17 protein-coding genes are annotated in these 24,994 nt (G+C 49.7%); 1 reads left to right on the forward strand and 16 read right to left on the reverse strand.

All coding sequences use genetic code 11. The annotated features are described in order from the left end of the window. Positions 1-33 precede the first annotated feature (33 nt). The 10 genes from ACT53D_RS05395 to ACT53D_RS05440 form a co-directional block, all read right to left on the reverse strand. On the reverse strand, positions 34-312 hold the full coding sequence (locus ACT53D_RS05395) for an EscU/YscU/HrcU family type III secretion system export apparatus switch protein (RefSeq protein ID WP_194746933.1): 279 nt from the start codon (positions 310-312) through the stop codon (positions 34-36). Next, complete coding sequence (gene fliK, locus ACT53D_RS05400) at positions 299-1,435, reverse strand: flagellar hook-length control protein FliK (RefSeq protein ID WP_476154907.1); 1,137 nt, start codon at positions 1,433-1,435, stop codon at positions 299-301. The genes ACT53D_RS05395 and fliK overlap by 14 nt, the downstream gene beginning before the upstream one ends. Further along, on the reverse strand, positions 1,436-1,768 hold the full coding sequence (locus ACT53D_RS05405; protein WP_194746935.1) for a flagellar protein FliT: 333 nt from the start codon (positions 1,766-1,768) through the stop codon (positions 1,436-1,438). 1 nt (position 1,769) lies between these two features. Then, positions 1,770-2,258, reverse strand: a complete 489-nt coding sequence (gene fliS, locus ACT53D_RS05410; protein WP_228518641.1) for a flagellar export chaperone FliS — start codon at positions 2,256-2,258, stop codon at positions 1,770-1,772. 24 nt (positions 2,259-2,282) lie between these two features. After that, positions 2,283-3,971, reverse strand: a complete 1,689-nt coding sequence (gene fliD, locus ACT53D_RS05415; protein WP_476154910.1) for a flagellar filament capping protein FliD — start codon at positions 3,969-3,971, stop codon at positions 2,283-2,285. A gap of 30 nt (positions 3,972-4,001) precedes the next feature. Then, a complete protein-coding gene (locus ACT53D_RS05420; RefSeq protein ID WP_194746937.1) occupies positions 4,002-4,349 on the reverse strand; it encodes a flagellar protein FlaG in 348 nt (115 codons plus the stop codon). 73 nt (positions 4,350-4,422) lie between these two features. After that, positions 4,423-5,223, reverse strand: coding sequence for a flagellin N-terminal helical domain-containing protein (locus ACT53D_RS05425; protein WP_194746938.1), 801 nt, complete (start codon positions 5,221-5,223; stop codon positions 4,423-4,425). Between the two features lie 818 nt (positions 5,224-6,041). Next, positions 6,042-6,842 (reverse strand): flagellin N-terminal helical domain-containing protein, encoded by an 801-nt coding sequence (locus ACT53D_RS05430; RefSeq protein WP_313988804.1) that lies wholly within the window; start codon positions 6,840-6,842, stop codon positions 6,042-6,044. 235 nt (positions 6,843-7,077) lie between these two features. Continuing rightward, a complete protein-coding gene (locus ACT53D_RS05435) occupies positions 7,078-8,181 on the reverse strand; it encodes a DegT/DnrJ/EryC1/StrS family aminotransferase (RefSeq protein ID WP_476154913.1) in 1,104 nt (367 codons plus the stop codon). 245 nt (positions 8,182-8,426) lie between these two features. Next, a complete protein-coding gene (locus ACT53D_RS05440) occupies positions 8,427-9,227 on the reverse strand; it encodes a flagellin N-terminal helical domain-containing protein (RefSeq protein ID WP_275354912.1) in 801 nt (266 codons plus the stop codon). Between the two features lie 413 nt (positions 9,228-9,640). Between ACT53D_RS05440 and ACT53D_RS05445 the strand changes: the two genes are divergently transcribed. Next, positions 9,641-10,492, forward strand: a complete 852-nt coding sequence (locus ACT53D_RS05445; RefSeq protein ID WP_476154915.1) for a 2OG-Fe(II) oxygenase — start codon at positions 9,641-9,643, stop codon at positions 10,490-10,492. Positions 10,493-10,579: 87 nt separating this feature from the next. On the opposite strand, the gene ACT53D_RS05450 is transcribed toward ACT53D_RS05445, so the two are convergent. From ACT53D_RS05450 to ACT53D_RS05475, 6 genes are all read right to left on the reverse strand, one after another. Then, positions 10,580-10,990: a sugar 3,4-ketoisomerase gene (locus tag ACT53D_RS05450; RefSeq protein ID WP_275354910.1), complete on the reverse strand. Its 411-nt coding sequence runs from the start codon at positions 10,988-10,990 to the stop codon at positions 10,580-10,582. 185 nt (positions 10,991-11,175) lie between these two features. Continuing rightward, positions 11,176-12,630 (reverse strand): NAD(P)-binding protein, encoded by a 1,455-nt coding sequence (locus tag ACT53D_RS05455; protein ID WP_476154918.1) that lies wholly within the window; start codon positions 12,628-12,630, stop codon positions 11,176-11,178. Between the two features lie 2 nt (positions 12,631-12,632). Then, positions 12,633-13,391 (reverse strand): class I SAM-dependent methyltransferase, encoded by a 759-nt coding sequence (locus tag ACT53D_RS05460; protein ID WP_476154920.1) that lies wholly within the window; start codon positions 13,389-13,391, stop codon positions 12,633-12,635. Continuing rightward, entirely contained in the window at positions 13,388-14,317 is a 930-nt protein-coding gene (locus tag ACT53D_RS05465) for a GNAT family N-acetyltransferase (RefSeq protein ID WP_476154922.1), read from the reverse strand. The genes ACT53D_RS05460 and ACT53D_RS05465 overlap by 4 nt, the downstream gene beginning before the upstream one ends. A gap of 1 nt (position 14,318) precedes the next feature. After that, entirely contained in the window at positions 14,319-17,771 is a 3,453-nt protein-coding gene (locus tag ACT53D_RS05470; RefSeq protein WP_476154924.1) for a tetratricopeptide repeat protein, read from the reverse strand. Continuing rightward, on the reverse strand, positions 17,768-24,910 hold the full coding sequence (locus tag ACT53D_RS05475) for an O-linked N-acetylglucosamine transferase family protein (RefSeq protein WP_476154926.1): 7,143 nt from the start codon (positions 24,908-24,910) through the stop codon (positions 17,768-17,770). Before ACT53D_RS05475 ends, ACT53D_RS05470 begins: the two co-directional genes overlap by 4 nt. Between the last annotated feature and the right edge of the window lie 84 nt (positions 24,911-24,994).

A 24,994-nucleotide genomic window follows, 5' to 3' on the forward strand; every position in this document is an offset into this window, starting at 1 on the left:
CTGCGACAAAGTCTCTATCTGAGACTGGCCAGTTTAATGGTCGGCCTGCCCTTGTTCCAGCTTGTATAACCAGGCCAGAATTTCAGCAATCGCCTGGTACAGCTGTGGGGGAATATGGGCATCGAGTTCGACCTGCATGAGCAGGTTGAGCATGGCTTGTGACTCATGCACATAGACTTCGTGTTCTTGCGCCAGGGCAATGATGCGTTGTGCGAGCAGACCATTGCCTTTGGCCACCACGCGTGGCGCCAAATCCCCGGCTTCGTAAGCCAGGGCCACGGCAGATTGGGTATAAGGCTTATCCTGCTGCATATTGCGGTCTGTGCTGCGCGATTTCTTCACGCACGATTTGCAAGGAATCCAGCTTCACGCCGGAAGCTTGCAAATTCATGGCCAGCGTACTGCGGCCAGATTGCATTTCCTTGAGGCTCGCTGCATCCGTGGGCTGCACACGGACACTAAAGCGCCCGTTAGCCAGCGTGATCCTTACAGCCACCTCGCCCAGCCTTGGCAGCTGCAACTTCAAATTGCTAAACAAACTGTTTAAGGTCGGGTCTTCGCTAGACTGCTGGGAATTTTTGCGCTCACTGACCTGCCACTCCATCATCTGGCCAGGCCAGACTTCACCATGCCAAATCACACGCTGTTGTTCCAGCACCTGTAACTGTTGCGACACCATCTCGGGCGGCACAAAGTGAGGTTTGTTTTGCGGCTCTTGCAGTAGCTGATGCCAGGGCCGCGTGCCCAGCGTCGCCTCTTTCAGGTGAGACTCATAGAACAAGCCCGAGCTATCCAGCGCATGCTTGAGATCTTGCGCCAGCACTTGCGGCTTTTGCGGGCTGTTGCTGACCACGGTTTGTGCCTGCAAGACAGCAGATTGCGACTGAAACGGGCTGGCATCCAGCCAGCGCTGTAGGTTTCTGGCGGGAGAGCTTAACTCGACCAGACTCGATTGCCCGGCCGCATGCTGTACCAGACTTTGCATAGTAGCGGGGTTGTCTGCATGTGGCGTCTCTGCCAGCAACCCAGCTGTCGACAGCCGTGACGTGCCCGCCGCGGAAGACTGCACACCCCAGCGCACTTGCGGATAGCCCTCGGCGTCTTTGCCCTGGCCTTGTGCCAGCCCCATAAACTGCATGTTCAGTGTTTGCTGTTGCGACAAGTAAGCGGGTAATTGCATCTGCACCACCATGGGTGGCTGGTTGGGTAACTGGATTTGCACTTTAAAAGCAGCCAGGTCGGCATTGCCTGCGCCTTTTTGAGCGGTGTCTTTTTGCAAAATCAGTCCGGTAAACTGCATGCCTGGACGCATGCGTTCCCATAAAGGGGCTTCGGCCTGGGTACCTTCCACCGGCATGATGGAAGTGACCGCACGCAAGTTCTCAGTTTCACTGGTAATGAAACGTTGTGAGAGGACTTGCGGGATAGGAATCATCTAAATCACATCCGGTGGGGTGCGTGCATGTAGCTGCGCATCAAAAATCATATCGGTAATACGATGCATGACGGGATAGAGCAAATTACGGATCTCGCCATCATCGGCCAAAATTTTCTGCACCAACTCCTGTTTGCGCAAATGCTGCGCCTGTGTCAGTTGCTCGGATTGTAAACGCAAGGTTTGTTCCAGCGCTTTGATCACTTCGATCTTGAGCATGTAAGACTGCTCCAGCTCTGTCACTTTTTCCCAGGCATTTTGCTGAGCGGCCAGCAGCATCTGCGCCATGATTTTGGCAGCAGACTCATAAGTATTAATCAGCGCCTTGGACATATCAGGCCCCGGCCATGGCCAAATGTTGATAAGCCTGTGCTTTTTCTGCGATCGCCGAGTTTTCCAAGGCATTCTGTTGTGCAAGGCGGCTCATCCCCGATTTTTCCAGCGTTTCCCAGGCGCCTTTCAACTCCATGAGCAACTGCTGAACTTCATAAACTTTAGTACTATCCTGACGCAGGCTCGCTTGCATGAGTGTACGGATCATGTATTCATACAGCTGGTCCAGATTGAGGGCAACCTCGCCCCCTGCACGTTTGTTCAAACTGGTACGCAAACCGCTTTCAATGATGGAAATGGCTTTGGAGATATATTCACCTTTTTGCGGAATATCCTGCTTTTGAATCGCTTGCTGCGCGCGGATGCAGGCAGTTACAGCACCTTCGTAAAGCATGATCGTCAGCTTGAGCGGACTGGCATCCACGACGCCGGTTTCCAAACCTACTTTGGCGTAGGCATTAATGCCAGATTGTTTCGATCCAAACATCATGATTCTCCTGATAATATTCCGCGATTAGCTATTTTTGCTTATTGCACTCAATTGTTGTGTCAACGCACTGCTCTGGGTTTGCATGCTGCTGAGTAATGCGTCCAGTTTTGCGTACTGGGCACGATAACTTGCTTCAAGGCTTGGCAGCTTGGCGCTCAAGTCATCGGCTTTTTTATTCAATGATTTAATAGACGACTGCAAACCGTCTGTCCTGGTGGCCAACGCAGCATCGGAGTCCAGCCAGCTATCAAGCATGCTACTAAACTCCCCGATTAGGCCGCGGTTGAAAGTCACCGTGCCACGGTCTCCAGTCGCAGCGCCTAAAATACTGAGTTTCAAACCTGCACTATCCTGACCAAACGCGCCGGTCAGGGTATTACCACTGCCAATCGCATTCACACCATTCAGGGTACCAGCCACATCTTGTGAGCTGCTCCCCGCTTGTGAAATATTGACGGCATAGGTGCCAGAAACTGTTTTATCCCCACTGCTGACGAAGCTGACCAATGGATCGGTACTGCTTGCCGAAGGCGAAAAGATTTTCGCCACATCGGAAGGGCTATTCGCCATCGCTTTCTGAAACTTGGTATCGTCCAGCGTCATGACTCCGCCATCGCCCACGGTGACGCCAATGTCACTCAAGGTACGGTAGGTACTGGCCGTAGGAGAGATGCGGGACATCATTAATCCGAGTTTCACTGACACGTCACGGGCCACCGAGTCACCCAGCAAAGGGCCATTGGCAGAAGATCCGCCATCAACGAACTTTGTCAGGCTACGCAGACTGGTATTCAGTTTGTTGTAGGCATCGACAAAGCTCTGTACAGAACTTTTAATCGCGCTATTGTCCGTCGCAATCGTCATTGCGTTAGGCGTGCTGGTGACCGCCTTCAGATTTAAGGTCACGCCCTCAATCACATCAGTAATGGTGTTACTCGCCTTACTGATGCTCAACCCATCAACAGTCAATAACGCATTTTGTGCAGCCTGAAGCTCACTTAAGTTTTTACCACTGCCGCTGGAGGCAGTCGGGTCATAAGCAAAGGTGGACAAGCCGCTACCGTCGGTATTGTTGCCATCGTTATCCGTGACATCAATCTTCAGACTATTGGCTGCACCAGTGTCCATGGAAGTGATCACCAGGCGGTTACCAGTACCGTCATTGACAATAGACGCAGTGACAGAAGCATTTTGTGCGTTAATGGCATCACGGATACCGGACAGGGTATTGTTGCTACTGTCGATATTGACCGTAATCGCATTTTTGCTGCTATTCGCAGTAAAAGAAGCTGCCGTACTACCGTTGGCTGGGGTATAAGTACCAAAGGAAATCTTCAGGCTCCCGGTACCAAAAGTGGTACTGGCATCGCTATAGGCAGACGTGGTAATACGTTGTGAAGTCGCCAGCTGGCTCACCGAAATGCTGTGGTTGCCATTGGTAGCGCTACCATTTGCAGTCGCGCTGATACTGTTTGAATCGGTGAGCGTCACGGATTGCGCATTAAACTTGCCGGCACTAGACAGACCATCCAAAGCTGTTTGGAAGGTACTCAATCCACTTTTCAACGTACCGTACGCAGAGAGTTTGGCATTGTAAGTAGAGACTTGCGTCTTGATCTGGGTAATCGGCTGCTGGGCAGACGTCATCATGGCACTGACAAGAGAGTCAATAGGTAACCCTGATGAGCCCGTTGAGCTTACAATTGATGCCATAATCTAGTCTCCAAATACAATCACAATTCATCACACCGTTTGACGAATGACTAGGCCTCTTAATTTGTCCAGCGTCTTGCTAATGGCCAGCACCTCCTCATTTGGGATTTGCCTGAGCACCTTCTGTGTCTCGGTGTCGACCACTTTCACGACGATACGGTCTGTGTCATCATCAATCGAAAACTGTATGGTTTGCAGCGCAGGCGCCACATAGTCATTCAGTTTTTTTACCGCCCCGGTCAAAGTGGCTTTATCCATCGCTTCGACAGGTTTTTGCTCGCCGCTGGCTTCTGCATACTTCACCAGCTTCAAGCTATTTACTGCAGGCACACCTGTTAATGTGCGGTTACCGCCAACACCATCCATAGATTGAGTCATGATGCTGCTCCTCTGCTTAGCCTAAAATCCACAGAGGGATGCCTCTGTGGATATGATTCAAGTGTCTGAACAATTAACCTCTCAGCAAGCTCATGACACTGTTAGGCAACTGGTTGGCTTGGGCCAGCATTGCTGTGCCTGCCTGTTGCAGAATCTGGTTACGGGTCATCTTCGCAGTTTCTGACGCGAAGTCTGCATCCGTAATCCGGGATTTCGCTGCAGAAATGTTTTCCACGTTCACTTGCAGGCTGCTCACAACGGCTTCAAAACGGTTTTGGTATGCACCCAGGCTGGCACGTGAAGTGTTCACCGCATCCAGTTGTGCATCAATCGCGGTAATCGCTGCAGTCGCGTCAGACACGGTGGAAACGTTGCCACTCACTGAGGCTGCTGTCACTGCACTCACCTGCAAGGTGTCAGCTGAACCAGAACCAATCTGGAAGGTGTAGCCTGAACCGCCAAATACATTCAAACCGTTAAACTGGGTAGATGTACTCAAGCGGGATAATTCTGAAGTCAGCTGTGTAAACTCTGTGTTCAGGTTGGCACGGTCACCAGAACCATAGCTGCCGTTGGCTGCCTGTACGGCCAGTTCACGCATACGTTGCAGGGCGTCTGTCGCTTTGGACAAACCACCTTCTGTCACTTGCAGGTAAGAAATCGCGTCGTTTGAGTTACGAATCGCAACATCACTACCACGAATTTGGGAGTCCATGCGAGTGGCAATTGCCATCCCCGCTGCATCATCTTTGGCGCTATTGATACGCAAGCCAGAAGACAAACGCTGAATCGATTGATTCAAGCCTGTTTGTGAAGCATTCAGGTTACGCTGTGCATTCAGAGATGCAATATTGGTATTAATTACAGAAGCCATGTTAAATCTCCTTTAGAGTCGTATATCCAATGAGTGTCAAATGGGCATGTCATATCAACGTTGATTCACTTGCGACTACGTGTTTGCTATTCAGCGTTGTTATTACTTTTATCGACCTCGCCAGAAATTTCTTTAATGCTGCACTTTAAATTTCTGTTGGGTAGATCATGCACTTGAAACTATTTACGACTCCTCTCGGAAAAACTTTAATATCAAATCATTCATGGCAAATTCAAGCCGTGCAACATGGCTACCATGCCGGTGTCAGCATGGTCATCGCGTCAGCACGACTTGGTCTATTCTTGCAAAAAATCCCGTGTAATTTCCTTCAGTCCTGCAGTCTCCATGAACTCATTTTGTGCCCGCTGCACTCAAGTGAGTTAGCGGTACACCAACATGCCTACTTTACCGTAACCAAGCCAGCATAATTTGGCTAAACAACGACGTTTTTACCTGCTTATCTTCAAAGTCGCACAGGCGCTCTCTGAGAGATGGAGTACGTTGAAATCAGAGGTGAAAATAAAGGTATTCTTTTTATTTTCAGAAACTTATCGAATTGGTTGACGTATTGTGGATCATGAAACGAAGAAGGAAAATGAAAGCCACTCGGCTGTAGATCAGGCGCAATGTTGCATCCGCAGGACAAACCTGCAATGCGCATGTTGTGACACGCCAGTGCAAGGGTTTATGCTGTTGTGTTAGACCGGCAGATCAGGATGCGTAGCCAGGTGCTGACTGACAATGCTGGCGACTAAAAAAAGAAAAGCGAGCACTTGTCTACACAAATGCTCGCCATGGTTTGAAAGCCTCGAGAAAACTTAGCCTCTGAGCAAGCTCATGACACTGTTAGGCAACTGGTTGGCTTGGGCCAGCATTGCTGTGCCTGCCTGTTGCAGAATCTGGTTACGGGTCATCTTCGCAGTTTCTGACGCGAAGTCTGCATCCGTAATCCGGGATTTCGCTGCAGAAATGTTTTCCACGTTCACTTGCAGGCTGCTCACAACGGCATCAAAACGGTTTTGGTAGGCACCCAGGCTGGCACGTGAAGTGTTCACCGCATCCAGTTGCGCATCAATCGCGGTAATCGCTGCAGTCGCATCTGAAACGGTGGCAACACTGCCAGTCACAGAAGCCGCAGTCACTGCACTCACCTGCAAGGTATCTGCAGAACCAGAACCAATCTGGAAGGTGTAACCTGAACCGCCAAATACATTCAAACCGTTAAACTGGGTAGATGTACTCAAGCGGGTTAATTCTGAAGTCAGTTGTGTAAACTCTGTGTTCAGGTTAGTACGGTCGCCAGAACCATAGCTGCCGTTGGCTGCCTGCACGGCCAGTTCACGCATACGTTGCAGGGCGTCTGTCGCTTTGGACAAACCACCTTCTGTCACTTGCAGGTAAGAAATCGCGTCGTTTGAGTTACGAATCGCAACTTCATTGCCACGAATTTGGGAGTCCATACGGGTGGCAATCGCCATGCCCGCTGCATCATCTTTGGCGCTATTGATACGCAAGCCAGAAGATAAACGCTGAATCGATTGATTCAAGCCTGTTTGTGAAGCATTCAGGTTACGCTGTGCATTCAGGGATGCAATGTTGGTATTAATTACAGAAGCCATGTTTTAGTCTCCTTCAGAGTCCTATGTGTAGTTAGTGTCAAATCGGCATGTCATATCAACGTTGATCCACTTTTTGACTTCGTGTTTGCTATTCAGCGTTGTTATTACTTTTATCGACTTCGCCAGAAATTTCTTTAATCATGCACTTTAAATTTCTGTTGGGAAGATCATGCACTTGACACTCTTTACGACCCTACTCGGAAAAACTTTAAACGTGGCGATGCGTGAGACAGTCTCACTGCGCTCTGAAAAACTGCTGTACCAGCTCAATCACCTGGTCGACAGCCGTGACTGAGAGTTGCGGGCCCATGGGCAAACTCAGTACTTGATTGGCATAACGCTCGGCACACGGAAAATGGCCTGCTTGCCAACCGAGCGACTGATAAGCCTGTTGCAAATGTGGCGGGACGGGATAATGAATCAGGGTTTGCACCCCATGCGCCTGCAACCAGGTTTGCAAGGCATCGCGTTGTGGCGTTGCGATCACAAACAAATGCCAGATAGTATTGGCCCAGGCTGGAGAAACCGGCAATTGCAAAGGCAGGCCTTGCAACCCCTCAAGATAGCGCTGCGCCAATCCCTGCCTGCGTGTATTCCACTCATCCAGCGCAGCCAGCTTGACTGACAGCACGGCAGCTTGCAAGGGATCCAGGCGACTATTCACGCCAGGCTCCAGATTGTAATATTTGACGGCTGAGCCATAATTGCCAAGCGCGCGTATACGTTGGGCGAGATGCTCATGCCTTGTGGTGACTGCCCCACCATCGCCCAAAGCCCCCAAATTCTTGCCCGGGTAAAAGCTCCATGCGACCGCATCCCCATGCGTACCTACCCGTTTACCCCTGACGGCAGCGCCATGCGCTTGCGCAGCATCCTCCAACACCAGCAAGCCATGCTGTTTGGCTAATGCACAAATGGCTTCCATGTCTGCCGGGATACCATATAAATGCACCGGCAAAATAACTTTGGTTTTAGCTGTGATTTTTGCCTGAATGGCGGCAACATCAATATTGAACTGCCCCTCAGTAGGCTCGACAGGGACCACAGTCGCGCCGACCGCGCTCACCGCCAACCAGGTCGCAATATAAGTATGGGAGGGGACAATCACCTCATCCCCCACCCCCACATCCATAGCGCGCAAGGCTAAGGTCAGTGCATCGAGGCCATTGCCCACGCCGACACAATATGGTGCACCAGTATATGCGGCAAACTGGGCTTCAAAGGCCTCCACTTCTTCGCCACCGATATACCAGCCAGAACGGGTAGCCCTTAACAGGGCAGTCTCAAGGTCAGGCGACAATTCGTCATAAGCGGCTTTGAGATCAAGGAAAGGAATCATGTTTGGCATCCAATTATCAACATCCCAGCAACAGGGATCGCGCGTGTTACCGCAAAGATTGCGTTAACTATATCGCATCTGGAAACTTTAAATTGAAAAAAACAAAACCGGTTTTACCGGCCTATCCTGAACGATAGAGAACTGGTGTGTTGATGAGATGATCAAGAAATGAAGAGGTCGTGAGCTTTTGCCTAGACAAAAGCCCACGACCTGTAAACATATACACCAAGAAAGCTGCTGAAAGACTACCCTTTAATCAGTGACATGACGCTGTTAGGCAACTGGTTGGCCTGGGCCAGCATCGCCGTGCCAGCTTGTTGCAGAATCTGGTTACGGGTCATCTTCGCAGTTTCTGACGCAAAGTCTGCATCCATAATCCGGGATTTCGCCGCGGAAACATTTTCGATATTCACTTGCAAGCTGCTGATTACCGCTTCAAAGCGGTTCTGGTACGCACCCAGACTCGCACGTGACGTATTCACTGAATCCAGTTGCGCATCAATGGCTGTAATCGCAGCCGTTGCTGCTGAGGCGGTTTGCACATTTCCAGAGATGGAAGCTGCGGTCACGGAACTGACTTGCAAAGTATCCGCAGAGCCAGAACCAATCTGGAAGGTATAGCCTGGACCGCCAAATACGTTCAAACCATTAAACTGGGTGGAGGTGCTCAAGCGGGTTAGCTCCGCAGTCAGTTGCGTAAATTCCGTGTCCAGATTGGCACGATCACCGCTACCGTAGCTGCCGTTGGCTGCCTGCACCGCCAACTCACGCATACGCTGCAGCACATCAGTCGCTTTCGACAAACCACCTTCGGTCACTTGCAGGTAGGAAATTGCATCATTGGAGTTGCGAATTGCCACATCATTGCCACGGACTTGAGAGTCCATGCGTGTTGCAATCGCCAACCCGGCCGCATCATCTTTGGCACTGTTAACGCGCAGCCCTGAAGACAAACGTTGTATGGATTGATTCAAACCAGCTTGAGATGCATTTAAATTGCGCTGGGCATTTAATGATGAAATATTGGTATTAATGACTGCAGCCATGTTAAGCCTCCTTAATGTACAAAAATATCGAGCTTCATGTTAAGTATTCATGCCACACTCAAGCTCTTCAAATCTGTTTTAAATTAATCTGATTTCGCACGTTATTACTCAAGTTAAGCAAATGCTGACCGTTATAGTAAGAACGTTGCGTCAAGTTAAGAATCACTTTATCGCAGCCCCGCATATTTGATTTCATTGAATAGAACGTGGTTTTGCCACTATTTCTATAGATATCCCTGCGCGCTGATTCATGCGCTAAAACGCTTGGACCTTGTCGCACTGCGCCACCACCCAAGGTCGTTACAGCATCTACAAAAATTAGCGCATAAATACATGCGTATTCGCCTTAATAAATTGCTTGCGTGTCCGATATAAATACATAACACGCTCAATGAATGCGAAGGGGGATTTTCATGCAATCGTTTCTGGATTTGAATCAACTGACTAAAGGAATGCAACATTTTGAGGATGCAAAGCCCTTTCGTCATGCCGTGATCGATAACTTCCTGAATCCTGACCTGGTGAAAAAGGTTGCACGTGAGTTTCCCGAGTATGATTCTTCGCGCTGGTTTTGTTACCAAAACCAGATTGAAGATAAAAAGGCCTTAAATGACTGGAATGCCTTCCCTGCTCTGACCTATGCCCTGTTTCAAACCCTGAACTCAGCACCCGTGATAGACAAACTGTCCGAAATTGTCGGCACCCAGTTATATGCTGATAACGGGTTGCATGGTGGCGGCTGGCATATTCACGGCACCGGAGGCAACCTGAATCCGCACCTGGATTACTCCATTCACCCCAAACTGGGCTTGCAACGCAAAATCAACATCATTATCTACGTCTCCGAGCAACTGAAGGCTTACCATGGCGGCCATTTGGGTTTGTGGAGTCACGACGCTGAACAAAACCAGCCGGGTGAACTGATCAAAGAAGTCTGCCCCAAATTTAACCGGGCCGTGATTTTTGATACCACCCAGAACTCCTGGCATGGCATGAGCCGCCCCCTGACGCAGCCTTATGGTGTCTATCGCAAGAGCCTGGCCGTCTATTACCTGTGCGAACCCCCTGTCGATGCTGACCCTAGAGGCAGAGCTTTATTTGCCCCTAGAGAAGAGCAGAAGGAAAATGCAGAGATTGCTGAGCTGATTAGAATGCGTGCCAATGTATCGACCTCTGGCCAGGTCTACCGCCAAAACAAAAAGCCGGTCAAACAACCAGCACAACCTGTCACGACTGCAACCACTGTGAGCCACTCGGGCACATAGTGATTCACGTATCAAAAACAAAGGCGCATCAGATCAATGATGCGCCTTTTTATATGCCCACTTCAAAAACGGGATAAAACGGTGATCTCAAGCAGCCCAACGCGCGCGCATAAACTCATCATAACGCCGGAAATAATCAGTTTCGTCATATTTTTCTGAGGCCAAGCACATTAAAACTGAACCTGAAGAAAAATTATCAATTTCACGCCAAATCATAGGACAGATATACAAGCCATAATAAGAACGGGCTAAATGAAATTTTTTCTTATCCTTGCCATCATCCAGGGTGATATCAAAACTACCAGACATGGCGACAATAAACTGATGCAGATTCTTGTGCGCATGCCCCCCGCGCTCTGCCCCGCCCGGCACATCATACACATGGTAGACGCGCTGAATCGCGAATGGGATTTGATTATCACTTTCAATAAATGTGAGGTTGCCATGCGGGTCATGGATTTTAGGCAACTCAATAATTCTGCAATGTTCTAGTGGCATACACACACCTGCTCTATCTCGTAACTCAAGCCACTATACGATAGGCATGCACGAATTAATTCAACTAATAAAGCCTGGAAAAGGCAGCATTTATCATCAGTAAGGCGACAGACTCGCCTCACAGCCAAATAACGCGCACCAAATTGCTCGCCACCAGAATCTGTGGCGAGTCAGTGACTTGAGATTCAGGCAGGCAGTGTTTCCTTGACTGTTTCAGCTTCTGCGTCCTGGCGGGTTTCTGCATAGTACAACCCTTGAATCACCTGATCGTTAAGTGAGGTGGCAAAAAAGCCGCTCGACATTGCGAGTAAAGCAATCTCAGGATGCAGTGCTGCCACGGTTTGCTGATCTTGCTCCCAAGCATCCCGTGCCGCCTGATCTGGTACCAAAAATCCACCCGGGATACGTTTGATGGCAGCAATCAGAGGTTGGGCATCTGCCGCAATCATGTTCATGGCCGCCAGTTCGGCCAGTAATTTCTCAACGATGAATGCGTCCGAATCATTCTCACCGTACAACTGTTTGAAATAATTCTGGTTAAACTCAACCACAATATTCATATCTTCGTCTTGTTGATCAGCACATGCCGTCTGATTTGTAATCCGATAAGCGCATTTATCCATATCCAGAACATGCAAAATCGTATACACATCACGGATATCCGCTTTTTTAATGCGCAGAAATAGTACAGCAATCGGCGATTTAATCTCTTGCACCATGGTAGGCTGTTTCCCCAGTGCCTTGAGCAACGCTGCTGGCGCACCGGTCCAGACCAAATGGCCACCTTCAATAGGACCACTCACGGCCCCCTCACCCAACTGTAACCGCCATCCACTGTCATTTTTTTCTACCGTTTGGATCGCTTGTTGCACATAGGTGATATTGGGATGACTGAGTACTTGTTGTTTGACTTGACGGCAGATGCCACCGACCGCCCCTTGCTTGGGATAGTGAAATACGGTGGGTTGCAGGGGCACCGCTTTTCCCTGAAAACTGGCCAGCAATGTCTCGGGGTAGAAGAGTGGTAACCAGGCGACACGATGATAACGTGCCAGCATTTTGTCGGCTGTCACGCCTTGTGCCTTCATCAGGTAAGGAGCAATGATATGGTCATGCATGGCTTTACCATGATTGGCAAGGGAAGCGGTCAGGTAATCCAGCGTATGGTAACGGGCACCATTGGATTTTTCGCGCGCATGAATCTCTGCAGCAGGTAATTGCTGCAACTCTTGAATACTTTGCTGGGCAAAAGGCAATTGACTAAAGGTATGGTAGCTATTACTCAATACCACATCATCGTAAGCCTTGTTCTGCAACCACATTTTTGGCATGTCAAACTGATGTAATGGCGCATACTGCAGGGCCCAGGCATGCACGATATTCATAAAGCGGCCCACATCATTACGTAGCTTGGGGTTATAGCTGGCTAAGGTACTTTTTTGCGAAAGATAGCCATCCAGCTCAAACTTGACTAGACCCGCATCAAACATCACGCCATCAATCTCCAGTCCGGCAAAGTAACCGCCCAATGGTCCACCAGGATTGACCAAGGTCACCTTTTTGCCTTGGCGCGCCAACTCTAATGCCGCGACCATTCCAGCTAAAGCATTCCCTACAATCACCGTTGTTTTAGTATCCATTTTCAGTCCTCAAGTTTGAGATTGACATAAATTTCAGAGCCGTTTTCAGGAAAATGCCGGGCCAATTGCCACAAGCCATCCAGCATTTCCTGCGTCAGCAAGCCTTGTTGCATCAGCGTCATCATTTGGTGATGGGTAAATGGTTTCACCAAAAAAGAACCTGCCTCAAGCACTTGTAATCCTAGTTCTTTCGCCAATACTTTTAATTGTTTTAAATCAAAAATACGTGGCTGATTAAATGATTTTTGCAGTGCAGACTGGGCATAGACGCTATCCATCAACCCCATCTCCACAGCAAGCAGGCGGTGCATAGACAACGCATTCGGCACATTGATATGAATCAATGTATTTTGACCTGCCAATGCTTTGGCACTAGCCAATAATGCCTTCGCATCTGGCACCTCATGCAACAGGCTGCTCAGCAGGATCAAATCATATGCCGGGTCAGGTTTACCCAGATGGCTGCTTTCAAGAAACGCCTCGATCACTTGTGCACCTGCTAATTGGGCAGTATCTTTTCTGGCTTTTTCTGCAAACTGCGGGCCAGGCTCAACGACGGTCAGGCTTTCAAAGCCTTGCCAGTGATTCGCAATCGTATCCCAACCGCAGCCGACCTCCAGCACATGTTTGGGTTGATATTTTTCAAACAACTCTAGCAAGAGTTTTTTACGATAGCGCGCCTGAATCACTTCAAAGTCGCTGGCACTATAAGCTTGCTCATAAGCCGAGATCGCCTGTTTACGTTGGTCATCATGCATCATACACAATCCATTTCCAGCCATTGCAAGGTTGTCGTGCGGCCACCAAACATTTCCTTTTGCGCACATAAGCCTTCATTAAAACTTAAGCCATTGTGGCAGGTAGAAATGCCAAAATTAAAATAGGGCTTATCTGCGTAGACTTCGCCGATGAGCGTTTCCAGTAGTAAATCTACCGCCCCCACTTCTCTTGCCACCGGACTAGGCGCAATGTATTGCGTGTGCGCAACCCGGCCAAAATCAAACATGACAACTCCGGCAATCGGCTGTTCATGTAGATAGGCCATATACAAGCTGATTTCAGGACAGCGGCTGGCTAGCAGCGAGATCTCTTGCAGGCTGTGCGTGGGACTGGTGCCATGTCGCGCTTGCAAATTATCAGTGAGTATCTGCCAACAACTGGCATAGTCATCACTTTTTCTAATCGTGACTCCTGCTTTTGTGGCTTTGGACAATGCATGCTTACGACCTTTTGATAGGCGCAAGCGTGACTCCTGCATAATGGTGGTTGATACATCCACTCGCATGGTCCTGGCACCTAATCTAAACAAGGCATACAAATCCTCTTCACTGGGCATGCTGTGATAAATATGAGGAATAGGCTTATAAATAAGCTTTTTAATCCCCATGGCCGCCCAGTAATCACGTAACTGCTCAAACAGGGCTTTTACATCTGCCGCCCCCAGACGTGCACTCATCACCAAACCACCAAAACTCAAACCGCCATGGCTGACGATGGTGTCACCGTCGCGACTCGCCGGCAACATGGCAAGTACTTGCCCTTCCTTTTCTATCCACAAAGAAGCATCCTGAAAACGGTCAGCGTGATAATCCATGTAGCCTCTTTTGAAAAAGAAGGCCCCATTCCGGCTCTGTGCCAAAAACTGGTCCCATGCCACATGCTGTTGCTGATAAGTCCGAATATCCATACTAGTGACTCATTTTCCCCAATACCTCTTGATAAGCGCTCATGGAACAAGCCTGTTCATAGTAGGTACGTGCCGCTTTTGCATACTTCGAATGATCAGCATTCAGTGCTTTTAAACCGGCGATAAACGTCTCCATGTCATGCCAGTAAATCGTCTCAGGGGCATGGCTGCCAACGTTAAGATGACGCGGGCAATCCAGGGCTTTAAACGCCAGTAAAGGATAGCCGGCTCCCTGCGCCTCAATATCCGACTTAGCGCCCATAATAGGGGCAGAGCCAATAAACACATGTGCATCAATCTCGAGCAAGGCTTGCCATAAGGAGGGCACGTTGCCCATATAGACAAAACGCGCTACATCCAAGCCTTTTTGCGTTAGGTAGTCCCGCACTTGTTGCAGTACAGAGGCCTGAATCTCACCAAAATGATAATGCTGACCTTCGCCTAGATACAATGCCTGGCAGACCAACTCCTGAAAAGCAATCGCGCCCTCGGTTTTAAACTTGGCAAAGGTGCCAGCAGTGACTGTATTCAACTTGCCGGAGGTATAGTCAAAAGTTTTAACCCCTTGGTCAACAGCCGTCGTTGGTAAAAACAATGTTTCGCGATCTAAATCTTCATGGCAGTTGATGGCTCGCTGCCCATACAAATCGACATGTTTCAAATGGGGGACGCCGCTCCCTACTGACAAATTGTGATCCGCATGGTGAATAAAGTAGTAATCCGTCTCAAAATTAGGCTGACAAGCCACGACCGCAGCGACATCATCCTGATGCGTCAACAAAAACACATTGCGGGCATAGGTATTAATCAGGCTGGCCAAACGTTGGCCTTTGGCCAGCAAACTTTCTTGTGGCAGGACTAAAACAGGGCACTGTGGCAGCGCGCTTTGAATATTCTTGTAAAACGATTGTGTTGCAAATCTTGCATAAACATCGGTGATCACCAGCATGGGATTCTCAAGCTGATGCAGCATGGTAATAATATCCTTGGTATGTCCGCCAAAGTCATAGACTTCTGTTGCAACAACAATGTTTGCCAGTTTGGCATTGCGTGGTACAACGGCTGGAATACCCAAGTCTATGTTGGCAAGTAACTGATCAAAATATGGTGCAAATATTTTATGACCAGTAAATTCTGGCAGCCACATCAGCTTCAAGACCACTGCACGCACAAAATTAATCAGTTTATCGGTCTCCATCAAAGCTGGAAAGCGTTGCATAAAGGCCTCACAAGCGCTTAAATCCATATTGCCAGAAATCAACGCTCCGCTAGACTGGCCTCTTTGAATATCGGCTACATTGGCTGTCACAATCTCCTGCAGCAGGCCGGTAGCGTCTATCAACCCCTCCATGACCGGACTTTGTTGAACTTGAGGATTGCCAATGAGACCAATCGCGTAATTGACAACTTCCTCATATAGCATGTCATGCATTGCCTCAGACAAGGCATACTTCTTAGCCTCGCTGATTGCCATAAACACGGTTTTAAAGGCATGTAACTGGGTATAGGCATCAATAATGGTGACCCAGTACTGCTCAATTTGAGGGGCATTCGCAATCGCTGCTTCCAAATATGGTAACGCGGCATCTAATGCCTCTGTTTCTGCGAGCAATCGTCCATAGTCATGATTAGCCCTGGCATGTTTGGGATCAGCTTGTAACACTTGTTGTAACTGCGCCTTGGCAGACTGATAATTACCTTCTGCCTGTAAAGCTTGTGCTTGCGTCAACAAAGCCTCTATTGCCGCATGCGTTATCAAGTTTGACTCTACAAGCGATGCGGTCTCTGTTTCTTTTTGCAATCGCCAGGCGCTATCCGTTTTCTCTAGACACTCCTGATTTAATAGCTGAGCCATTTGTGCAGTCAATGCATGTTTCTGGCCTTGCTTAATCGCCTCATAAGCTGCAGGAAAGTCTTGCGCTAAGATATAAGCATCAATCAGGCTCACCCAATATTGTTCAACCTCAGGCCTGGCCATGACTGCTGCTTCAAACTTGGGTAAGGCGGCTTCAACACCCCGCGTATGCGTTTCAATAAAGCCCAGATTGTGATTGGCCCCGGCATGTTGTGGCTGATTCTTGAGAATATCTTCATATAAAGCCATCGCCTTTTGAAGCTCACCTGCGGCTTGTAATTGCTCGGCCTGCGCATACACTTCCTCAATCGCTTGCTCGAGCTGATTTAACCGATGGCGCTTAATCCGATCAACGATCTTATCTTTCAAAGCAGTGTAGCCCAAACTATCCACGTCACAGTGCTGCTTACAGGCCTGTTTTTTCATTTCATCCAATGCCTTGAATTCATCCATGGTCACAAATTCAGCCAATGTCGAATTGACCAGTGGCATTAAACTTGAATCATAAGCTTTGACCCGCCATTGCGGTTGTGTCACCAACATCAAGGAAACAATACGTTCAAACACAAATGACTTACACGGCAAAAGTTTATGTTCATGGGTAGTATCGGCATTCAAACATTTTGCGAGCAGCGTTTTACCCTCTTCAGCTTCATGAAACAAATCTTCACAAGCTGCCAGCCATGTTCGCCAGAAGCTAGGTTTTGCCACAAAGAAATTAGAATACACAGAGTTTTCGCTGTGCATGATGAGTGTGTCCATCTCGGCTTGAGGCGCAATTTTATTGATCACCAATTCAAAGCAAGGTGCAATGCCTTGATGGGCCAGGATACCTTGATGGAATTGATTCAGGAAAAACGCGGTCTGGTCAAAAAAAGGTGAAAAAAGAATCACGTCTGACTGATCAGCATTGGCCTCGATAAAACGGTAAACCTCTGCAGAACTTAACCCGGTTTTTTCAGAAAACTTTGGCGAGAAGAAGCCATAGAAGGTCTCTTCATCTAGCGCCTCATTTAAAAAGTATTGACGCATAAACCAATACTCACGCCAATCTGGTCGGGGATTGGCCAGGTTATCAAACGGAATAAATCCTTTATCCAACTCGAGGCGACTTTGTTCGGAATAATAGGCCTGGTAAATTTTAACCTTAGCAGCGTTGCCTGATTTGACAAATGAAGCAGGCACTTCACTTGCACTGGTCATGACTGAAGATCCGGTCGCTTCCATCATGTCTACACATGTCTGGGCCAGTACGTGTGCTTTTGACAGTCCTAAACCATACTGCAACCCTAATTGAATTGCCGCAGCAGCTTTTTGCAATTGCGCGCAGAACATCAAGGCCTCAATGTAGCTGACCCAATATTGTTCATTCCCGGCATCCAGCTGAACAGCCTGTTCAAGTTTGCCGATTGCACCAGCATCCCCTTGTGAGCGCAAAACCAATCCAAACTGGTGATAAGCAGGCGCATAGCGAGGATATTGCTGCAACATAGCCTGATAGTGTCTAAGCACTTGTTCCGGTTGATCTGCCAGCGCATTGGCCTCAGCCATCAGTTGCTCCGGCGTGGCATTCATCTGATTGATAGTGTCCTGGCTCATGCATTGGCCTTTCTTGAAAGTTCATGGATTGCTGTCTGCAGGGTTTGTGGGCTGACATCCGGTGCATTCGTGCAATGCTTGCAGGAGCTTGGCATATCACCTCGCAGCAATGCATGACGGAAGGCACGTATCCCTTCACCGTTCAACCCCTCCTCTTCTTTGCCACTATCAATATTGCCCACCGGATCCATTTCAGTCATACAGCAAGGGAAGATCGCAGCATCGGCAGCCAGCGTAAAGCGTGTCCATGGCTGCAAACAAAGCTTGGTGGAAAGTTGCGGATCGGCCTGCACAGCGCCTGTATCAGTGGCTGCAGCATTGATACTTTTCGCCATCGCTTCGATTCTCTCCATCAAATGTGGCTGTATGGTGACGCGAAAGCCCTGCTGCTTATCTGCAATTTCCATGGCATGCTTTAAATGCTCGACAGCTTGCTTGAATGACACCGGATCATCATTATGTAAAGGACGAATCGCATGTTTGTCAGTGGCTTCACGCTCAAACAAATCTGAAATCGTCACCGACGTGATCGGCAAATTAGACAGCATCGCCATCAATTCAGGCAGGCCGGCAGCCGCCTCATGATATAAAGTAACGTTCACCGTCAGTTTGGGCAATTTGAGGCCGTGAAACTGGCAGTAGGTCTGCAAACGGGTAATATTGTAAATAATCAAACCGAGGTCGGACTTGGCGCGTACCTCACGTGTCAATTGCCGATCAGCGGTGTCAATTGAAATCACGATCCCATCTAGCTGCGCAAACACAGCCCAATCCTCATCCTCATATTTGGCCGCAAAGTTGCTGTTGACATGGATATAACATGACGGATTACGAGACTTGCCAGCTTGTATCATGCGTGGAAAGTCTTCACGCCAATGCGGATGAAAAGTGGACTCCCCGGTTCCTGCCAGCAACAACTCGCTATAAGAAGATTGCTCGATTAAATGAATGACCGCATCCACGGTTGTGGTTGTCATATCCATATTACGCCCAGGAATTTGGTCGTCGCCGGGATTACTCTTGGAGCAATACTTGCAGCGCAAATTACAACGGGAAGTGTACTCAATCATCAATGCCTGAGGATAAGCCTTTAACCAGCTTTCAGGGAAAACTGTCTGATCCTCAAGTGGTTTTGTCTTGTTAAACCACTGAACAGGTTGCGCTAACAGAGTCTGCTGAGGGACAACGGATACTGGCACGTCATCGGTAACAGTCGTCTGCATCTTGCTTTCAGCAAATAGCTGTTGTTGTAATTGCTCGACAGAAACCAGGGCTGAATCAGGCGTATTTTTCTCAGCAAACTGTTGGCTCGCCGCTTGCATGCAATCATTCATCAGCATGGCTGCTGACGCAGCGGTTAACCCATGTTGCTGCCCTTGCTGAATAGCCAAGAGCGCTGCCTGAATGTTGTCTTGCATCATCAATGCATCAATATAGGTGACCCAATATTGCTCTACTTCTGGCTGCAGCATGACTGCTTGCTCCAGTCTTGGCAAAGCGAATGTGACACCGCGGGTATGTGTTTCAATCCATCCCAACTGGAAATTGGCTTCCGCATGTTGGGGTTCTGCCTTGAGCAAGGCAAGATAAAGTTCAGCAGCCTGCGTAATCTCTCCTTCTGCCTGTAATTTCTGGGCGGCAGCCATTAAATCACTACTAGGCGTGACAGGAGAAAGTGTATTTACGGCTTCTACAGTATCAATTTCTTCCACAAGCATCTCTGGCTCCATATGTAGAATGGGTTGAGATAGGTCGGCATCCACCCATCTGCTTTGAATTGAAGCTGGGGCCTGTTGCGCACACCAGCGTTGCCACATCTGGAATAACATCTGGCGTAACGCCTCTGCTTGCAAGCCAGGTTTGGCGAGCAAACTGTTAGAAAAGTGTTCACGCATGTGGGCGCGACACGCTGCCAACTTTGTAAAGTCAGCACACAGGTCCAGGGTCTGCTTGATCAGGCTGTCATGGTCTGAGGCAATAAACTGCATCAACCCCAGATGCTGCATCAATGCCATGGCGCCACGACTTGCTAAGCGGTCACCGGCAACACATAACGTGGGCACGCCCATCCACAGCGCATGTGCAGTGGTGGTGACGCCGTTGGAGGGGAAGGTATCCAGGCAAATATCGACCTCGTGGTAATAGCCTAAATAGCTTGCCATGTCAGTGCGTGCGTAATAGCGGATGCGGTTAGCGGCAATGCCAGCTTCGGCAAACCAGGTTTGCAAATGCTGCGTGCTTTCGCCCTCTCCCACCCCACCAATCACCAGGCGGCTGTCAGGCAAGGCTTGCATCAACGCGGCCCATTGTTGCACGGTAGCCTGGGTGATTTTAAGAATCCGGTTAAAGCAAGCAAACGTGACATAGCCGTTGCTCAGTGCAGGCAAGGCATTCACCTCTGGCGCTTGCTCATATGGGATAAAGGTAGCATTCACCGGCAGCTGCACCAGCTTTTCAGTAAACTGCTCATCAAACTGGCCGGGGGGCAAGAGATAAGGGTCTGCCAGGTAATAATCCATGCTGCTCAAGCCGGTGGTGTTGAGGTAGCCCAGCCAGCTCACCTGAACAGGTGCAGGCTTGCGCGCAAATGTCAGCAAGCGGTTGCCTGAGGTATGACCGGATAAATCAATCAGGATGTCAATGCCGTCAGCCCGGATTTGCTCGGCCAGTGCCTGGTCTGACCAGGATGAGACTTCGTACCATGTTGAAAAATAGCCCTGCATCTGGGTGGTGACATTATCCACCAGCGGTTGATTGGCATAGGCAACCAAGCGCAGAGAGGTTTCTTTTGCCAGCTCACTAAGTAAAGGCAGCATAAAGTGCGCGACCGAATGGGCCCTGAAATCTGCAGAGACCCAGCCGATATTGAGTGGTCTGTGCACGTCACGTGTATTCTGATGTGGCAGCCAGGCTGCTTTGAGAGGCGCTTCATACAAGTCGGCATAGGCTTGATGTGCTTGCATGAGTGCGGCATTGTCTATGTGTTCTGCGTGGGTCATGCAAAACAGCAAGTTACTGAAGCAATCGGCATAGTTGGGTTGCAAGGCCAATGCGCATTTAAAGTGCTCGATGGCCGTTTCTACCTGCCCCAGATCTTTGAGGACTGTCCCCAGATTGTTGTAAGCCGCAGCGTAGTCCGACTTGAGGGCAATCGCTTGTTGAAAGGCAGTTGCCGCTCCAGGCAGATCTCCCTTGGCCTTGAGGACGATGCCGTAATAGCAATGTTCTTGTGGATCTTGCGCATTCAATGTCAGGGCCTGTTTGGCCGCAGCGCTGGCATCCTTTTTTTGCAGCATCAAGACATCCGCTAGCATTTTCCAGCCCGCCAGCCACTGCGGATATTGCCCCAAATAGGTGTGCAGGGCCTGTTCCATTTGTCCATATTGTTGCTGCTCAAACGCTGTAAGCAAGGCTTGTTGCTGGGCGGCATCCGGTTGCATGGCTGCGTCTTGCGACGAAGCTTGTGCATGTTGCACGGATTGGCGAGTGAACCCAGGCATCTTTAACGCTTCGGCAAGCTGGTGCACCGCCTCCGCATGCTGCGGCAATGCCAAGGCCTGCTCAAAGGTGGCAGCCAAGGTATCGGCACTCGCCGTGGCATGCATCGCCACCAAATAATGTTGCAGATACTCCCATTCAGCCGGTTGCGCAGCATGGGCTTGCGCAAAACAGGCCACGGCCTCTTGCTGATGCCCTTGCGCCCAGGCGATGAGTCCCAGATTAAACCAGGCAGGGGCGGATTGTGGAGCAACCGCCAGAATCTCTTGATATAACTGTGTCGCGGTTTGCAGATCACCCGCTTGCTGATGCTGCAGAGCTAGTGTAAACACTTCTTCAAGCGCAGCGCCAAGTTCTGCTGTCATCGGCGTGCCAACTGCGGCCTCACCCTCGCCCCATTTACGCAGATACATCTGATATTTGTCACGCCAGCGCTGCTTGCCAAAATTGCCCATGCTCTGGTGCGTCAGGCTGATCGGCCAAATGCCAAGCTTAAGCCCGGCCTGGGTCGCTGTACGGCAAAAATCCAGGTCATAAAATTCAAAATCAAATTGCGGGTCATGGCGCACATTGGCTTGCGTCAGTGTGCGTTTGTAGGCGGCCATGAAGACACCATCCATCAAGACACAATCGCCTTGTTCAGCACCAAAATAGGTGTTGTGCCCAAACGGGTGTTCGCTGTGCGCAACCTTGCCACGCAAGAACGCAGACTGCTCCCAGGTAAAGGCAAGGTCGGTAAATAACCATGCCGGTTGCTTCGGCAACATGCGCGCAGTGCCGGCGACGCCAATCACATCATAGGCCGCCAGGCCATCCATCACAGTTTGCACAAAAGGGTTCTGGTCCAGCCAGATATCGTCATGGGCAAAAATGACCAGCGCATTGTCAGGCGCGATGGCAACAGCCTCGTTAAAGACTTCGGATAGACCGCGTGTATTTTCGTAATACACATACGGAACGATTCTGGCATCTTGCTGCATATGACGCTTGAGCGATACACCGAGTGCAGATGAAGCCCAGAAGGCCTCTTCACTGGCCCGGGTGGCACTAATGATCCAGACTGGATCCTCATCGGCATAAGCGTCCTGAATGCGTGTTTTAGCCAACAGCGCGTCGGCAATACCCGTCACCCGCTCGCTCCAGAAATTCCACAGCAACTGTTCCATATCGCGTGCAAAACGCTCGCCATCCATCAATGGGGAGCGCATCACTTGCGCACGTAAGCCTGCCCGCAGGCTGGCAAGGGCAGGTAAATCCGCAGCGAATTGAATTGCTTTTTGTACAAAAGCTGTCTTATCTTCGGCAACCCACTCTGGCAAGCCAGCGCTGGTCATCATGCTGGCGCCTTGGCGGGAGATCATGGTCTCGCCCGGCATGGTTAGCGTAGGTACGCCCATCCACAAGGCTTCGCAGGTCGTTGTGCCCCCGTTAAAGGGGAAACTGTCCAGAATCATGTCTACAGCATGATAGTTTTTGAAATAGGCATCTCGCGCTGTGGGACGCATCAAGACACATTGTTCAGGCTTGATACCGGCTTGTTGCAGTCTGGCCAGGGCTTCAGCTTGTATCTGATCATCTTGAAAGGCCTTGCACTGCCAGTAAAGTTTGGCCGCAGGCAGCGCAAGAAACACTTGTGCCCAAACTGCCAATACCTCGTCGCTGACCTTGCTGTATTTTTGAAAGCAGCCAAAGGTCACATAGCCATTTTGCAAGGCAGGCAGCGCATTCACCTGCTCTTCGGACTCGGGGGCTGAGAAACACAAACGGGTATGCGGCAGTTTGACAACGCTTTCGGTAAATTGCCCTTCACTACCCGCAGGCACGCTGACCGGGTCAGCAATCACCGCATCCATGGTAGGCAAGCCTGTGGTATCCCAGTAGCCCAGCCAGGAGGCCTGCACGGGTGCCGGACGCCAGGCAAATAATGACACGCGGCTGTCTGCCGTATAGCCAGAGAGGTCAAGCAAAATATGAATACCATCTTCACGGATCAGGCTGGCAGCACGGGCATCATTCATGCCTGCTAATGAACGCCATTGCGTGCAGTGTTTTTTCAAGACCTGGCTGTAATTGTCCTCACGCCCATCGGCTGAGTAAGCATAGATTTCTGTTTTACCGGCATTGATATGTTTTAACCAATGCTCAAGAAAATAGCCTACCGGATGACTGCGCAAATCTGCAGAGACCAGACCAATGCGCAAACGCTGGTCTTGCGCGTTGACCAACCAGTTTTTGAAAGGTGCAGCCTTGGCCATAAACTGCTCACCACAGGCACGTGCATACTTTAAATGCTCTTTAGGGCTCAGCTCATTGGCAAAACTGTTGGTATATAACAGGTTACGGTAAGCTTTATCCAAATGGGGTGCGCGTGAGATGAGCTTGACATAAGTCTCCACCGCCAGCTTGACATCGCCCTGCTCCAGATAGGCACTGCCCAGATTGATATAAGAGTCCAGATACTCAGGATCCAGCGCAATCGCCTTTTCCAGAGCCAGCCGCGCACGCTCCACCTCGCCAACCAAACGCAGCGAAACACTGTAGTTACTCCAAAAAGCGGCGCAGTCCGGCTTGAGCTGCAACGCTTTTTCATAATATTCCAGAGATTGTGCATACTCTTGTTTGTAATACAGCAGCAAAGCCATATTGCAATAGGTAAACGGATCTTCGATCCCCAGGCTCATCGCTTGCTTGCAATAACGTTCTGCTTCAGTGAGCAACTGCTGGTTAATCAGGGTAGAGGTAAAGTTATTGAGTTCTTCGATCTCTGGCGCTTTGACCTGCATGATGGCCTTGGCGCAGGCTTCATATTCCAACGGTTGTTGTAACTGTTTATACAGTTGAGCCAGGTCATTGAGCAACTGCCAGCTCTCAGGATTGAGCACCCTGGCTTGCAACCACACTTGCTCGGCTTCTTTAAAGCGGTTTTTTTGCCGCAGACAATGCCCGTACTGGTGCAATGCATCAAAATAGGTCGGGTTCAGATCAATGGCACGCTGAAAATGTACCAGCGCCTCATCCAGGTTACCCAGGACAAACAAGACTTGCGCCATGTTGTAGGCCAGCACGGCATTGTCAGGCTCAATTTCTAGCGCCTGACGATAATATTGCACAGCCTCAAGTGACTTGCCGGATTCATGCAGCAACGCCGCCAGGTCAAACAATACCAGTGCATCGCGCTTGTTGAGCTGCAAAGCGGTACGCAACAGTTTCTCGGCTTCTTTCTGCTGCCCGGCTTCTTTGAGCAAGCTGGCCAGATTGGCATAAGCGCGGGTCATGGATGGATTTAAACGGATCGCCTGACGATAATGCTTGGTGGCCAGGGTCACATCCCCCAGTTGCGCGGCCACGTTCGCGGCATTCAAGAATACCTCTGCATCTTTTTTAAGCAGCTTGACGGCTTGTGCAAGGGCCTCGCCGGCGCCTTGCAGGTCACCGCGCTGTTGCAGTAAACCGCCCAAAATTTTCCAGGCAACCCCCTCTCTTGGAAACTCACTGGTTAACTGCCGGGCAATGCTAAAGCAGGCTTCAGTGGCCCCTTGCTGCCAAAGCTGTGCCAGCTGCTGCAACAGTTGCTGGCGGCCAGGTGCGCTGCCATGTGTTTGGCTATCCTGGGCAAACGGGGTGACAGCAAGCTTGTTCATAACAGAGAGTTCCAAAAATTTTCTCTTATTATTGAAAACTCCTGTGCAAAGGCATCGCTTAAAAAAAGCGGAAAACACCAGCCA

Source organism: Methylophilus sp. DMC16 (assembly GCF_056314045.1).

Coding starts and splice junctions, on each gene's coding strand:
- ACT53D_RS05395 (WP_194746933.1), bottom strand. CDS start 312: ATGCAGCAGGATAAGCCTTATACCCAATCTGCCGTGGCCCTGGCTTAC.
- fliK (WP_476154907.1), bottom strand. CDS start 1,435: ATGATTCCTATCCCGCAAGTCCTCTCACAACGTTTCATTACCAGTGAA.
- ACT53D_RS05405 (WP_194746935.1), bottom strand. CDS start 1,768: ATGTCCAAGGCGCTGATTAATACTTATGAGTCTGCTGCCAAAATCATG.
- fliS (WP_228518641.1), bottom strand. CDS start 2,258: ATGATGTTTGGATCGAAACAATCTGGCATTAATGCCTACGCCAAAGTA.
- fliD (WP_476154910.1), bottom strand. CDS start 3,971: ATGGCATCAATTGTAAGCTCAACGGGCTCATCAGGGTTACCTATTGAC.
- ACT53D_RS05420 (WP_194746937.1), bottom strand. CDS start 4,349: ATGACTCAATCTATGGATGGTGTTGGCGGTAACCGCACATTAACAGGT.
- ACT53D_RS05425 (WP_194746938.1), bottom strand. CDS start 5,223: ATGGCTTCTGTAATTAATACCAATATTGCATCTCTGAATGCACAGCGT.
- ACT53D_RS05430 (WP_313988804.1), bottom strand. CDS start 6,842: ATGGCTTCTGTAATTAATACCAACATTGCATCCCTGAATGCACAGCGT.
- ACT53D_RS05435 (WP_476154913.1), bottom strand. CDS start 8,181: ATGATTCCTTTCCTTGATCTCAAAGCCGCTTATGACGAATTGTCGCCT.
- ACT53D_RS05440 (WP_275354912.1), bottom strand. CDS start 9,227: ATGGCTGCAGTCATTAATACCAATATTTCATCATTAAATGCCCAGCGC.
- ACT53D_RS05445 (WP_476154915.1), top strand. CDS start 9,641: ATGCAATCGTTTCTGGATTTGAATCAACTGACTAAAGGAATGCAACAT.
- ACT53D_RS05450 (WP_275354910.1), bottom strand. CDS start 10,990: ATGCCACTAGAACATTGCAGAATTATTGAGTTGCCTAAAATCCATGAC.
- ACT53D_RS05455 (WP_476154918.1), bottom strand. CDS start 12,630: ATGGATACTAAAACAACGGTGATTGTAGGGAATGCTTTAGCTGGAATG.
- ACT53D_RS05460 (WP_476154920.1), bottom strand. CDS start 13,391: ATGATGCATGATGACCAACGTAAACAGGCGATCTCGGCTTATGAGCAA.
- ACT53D_RS05465 (WP_476154922.1), bottom strand. CDS start 14,317: ATGGATATTCGGACTTATCAGCAACAGCATGTGGCATGGGACCAGTTT.
- ACT53D_RS05470 (WP_476154924.1), bottom strand. CDS start 17,771: ATGAGCCAGGACACTATCAATCAGATGAATGCCACGCCGGAGCAACTG.
- ACT53D_RS05475 (WP_476154926.1), bottom strand. CDS start 24,910: ATGAACAAGCTTGCTGTCACCCCGTTTGCCCAGGATAGCCAAACACAT.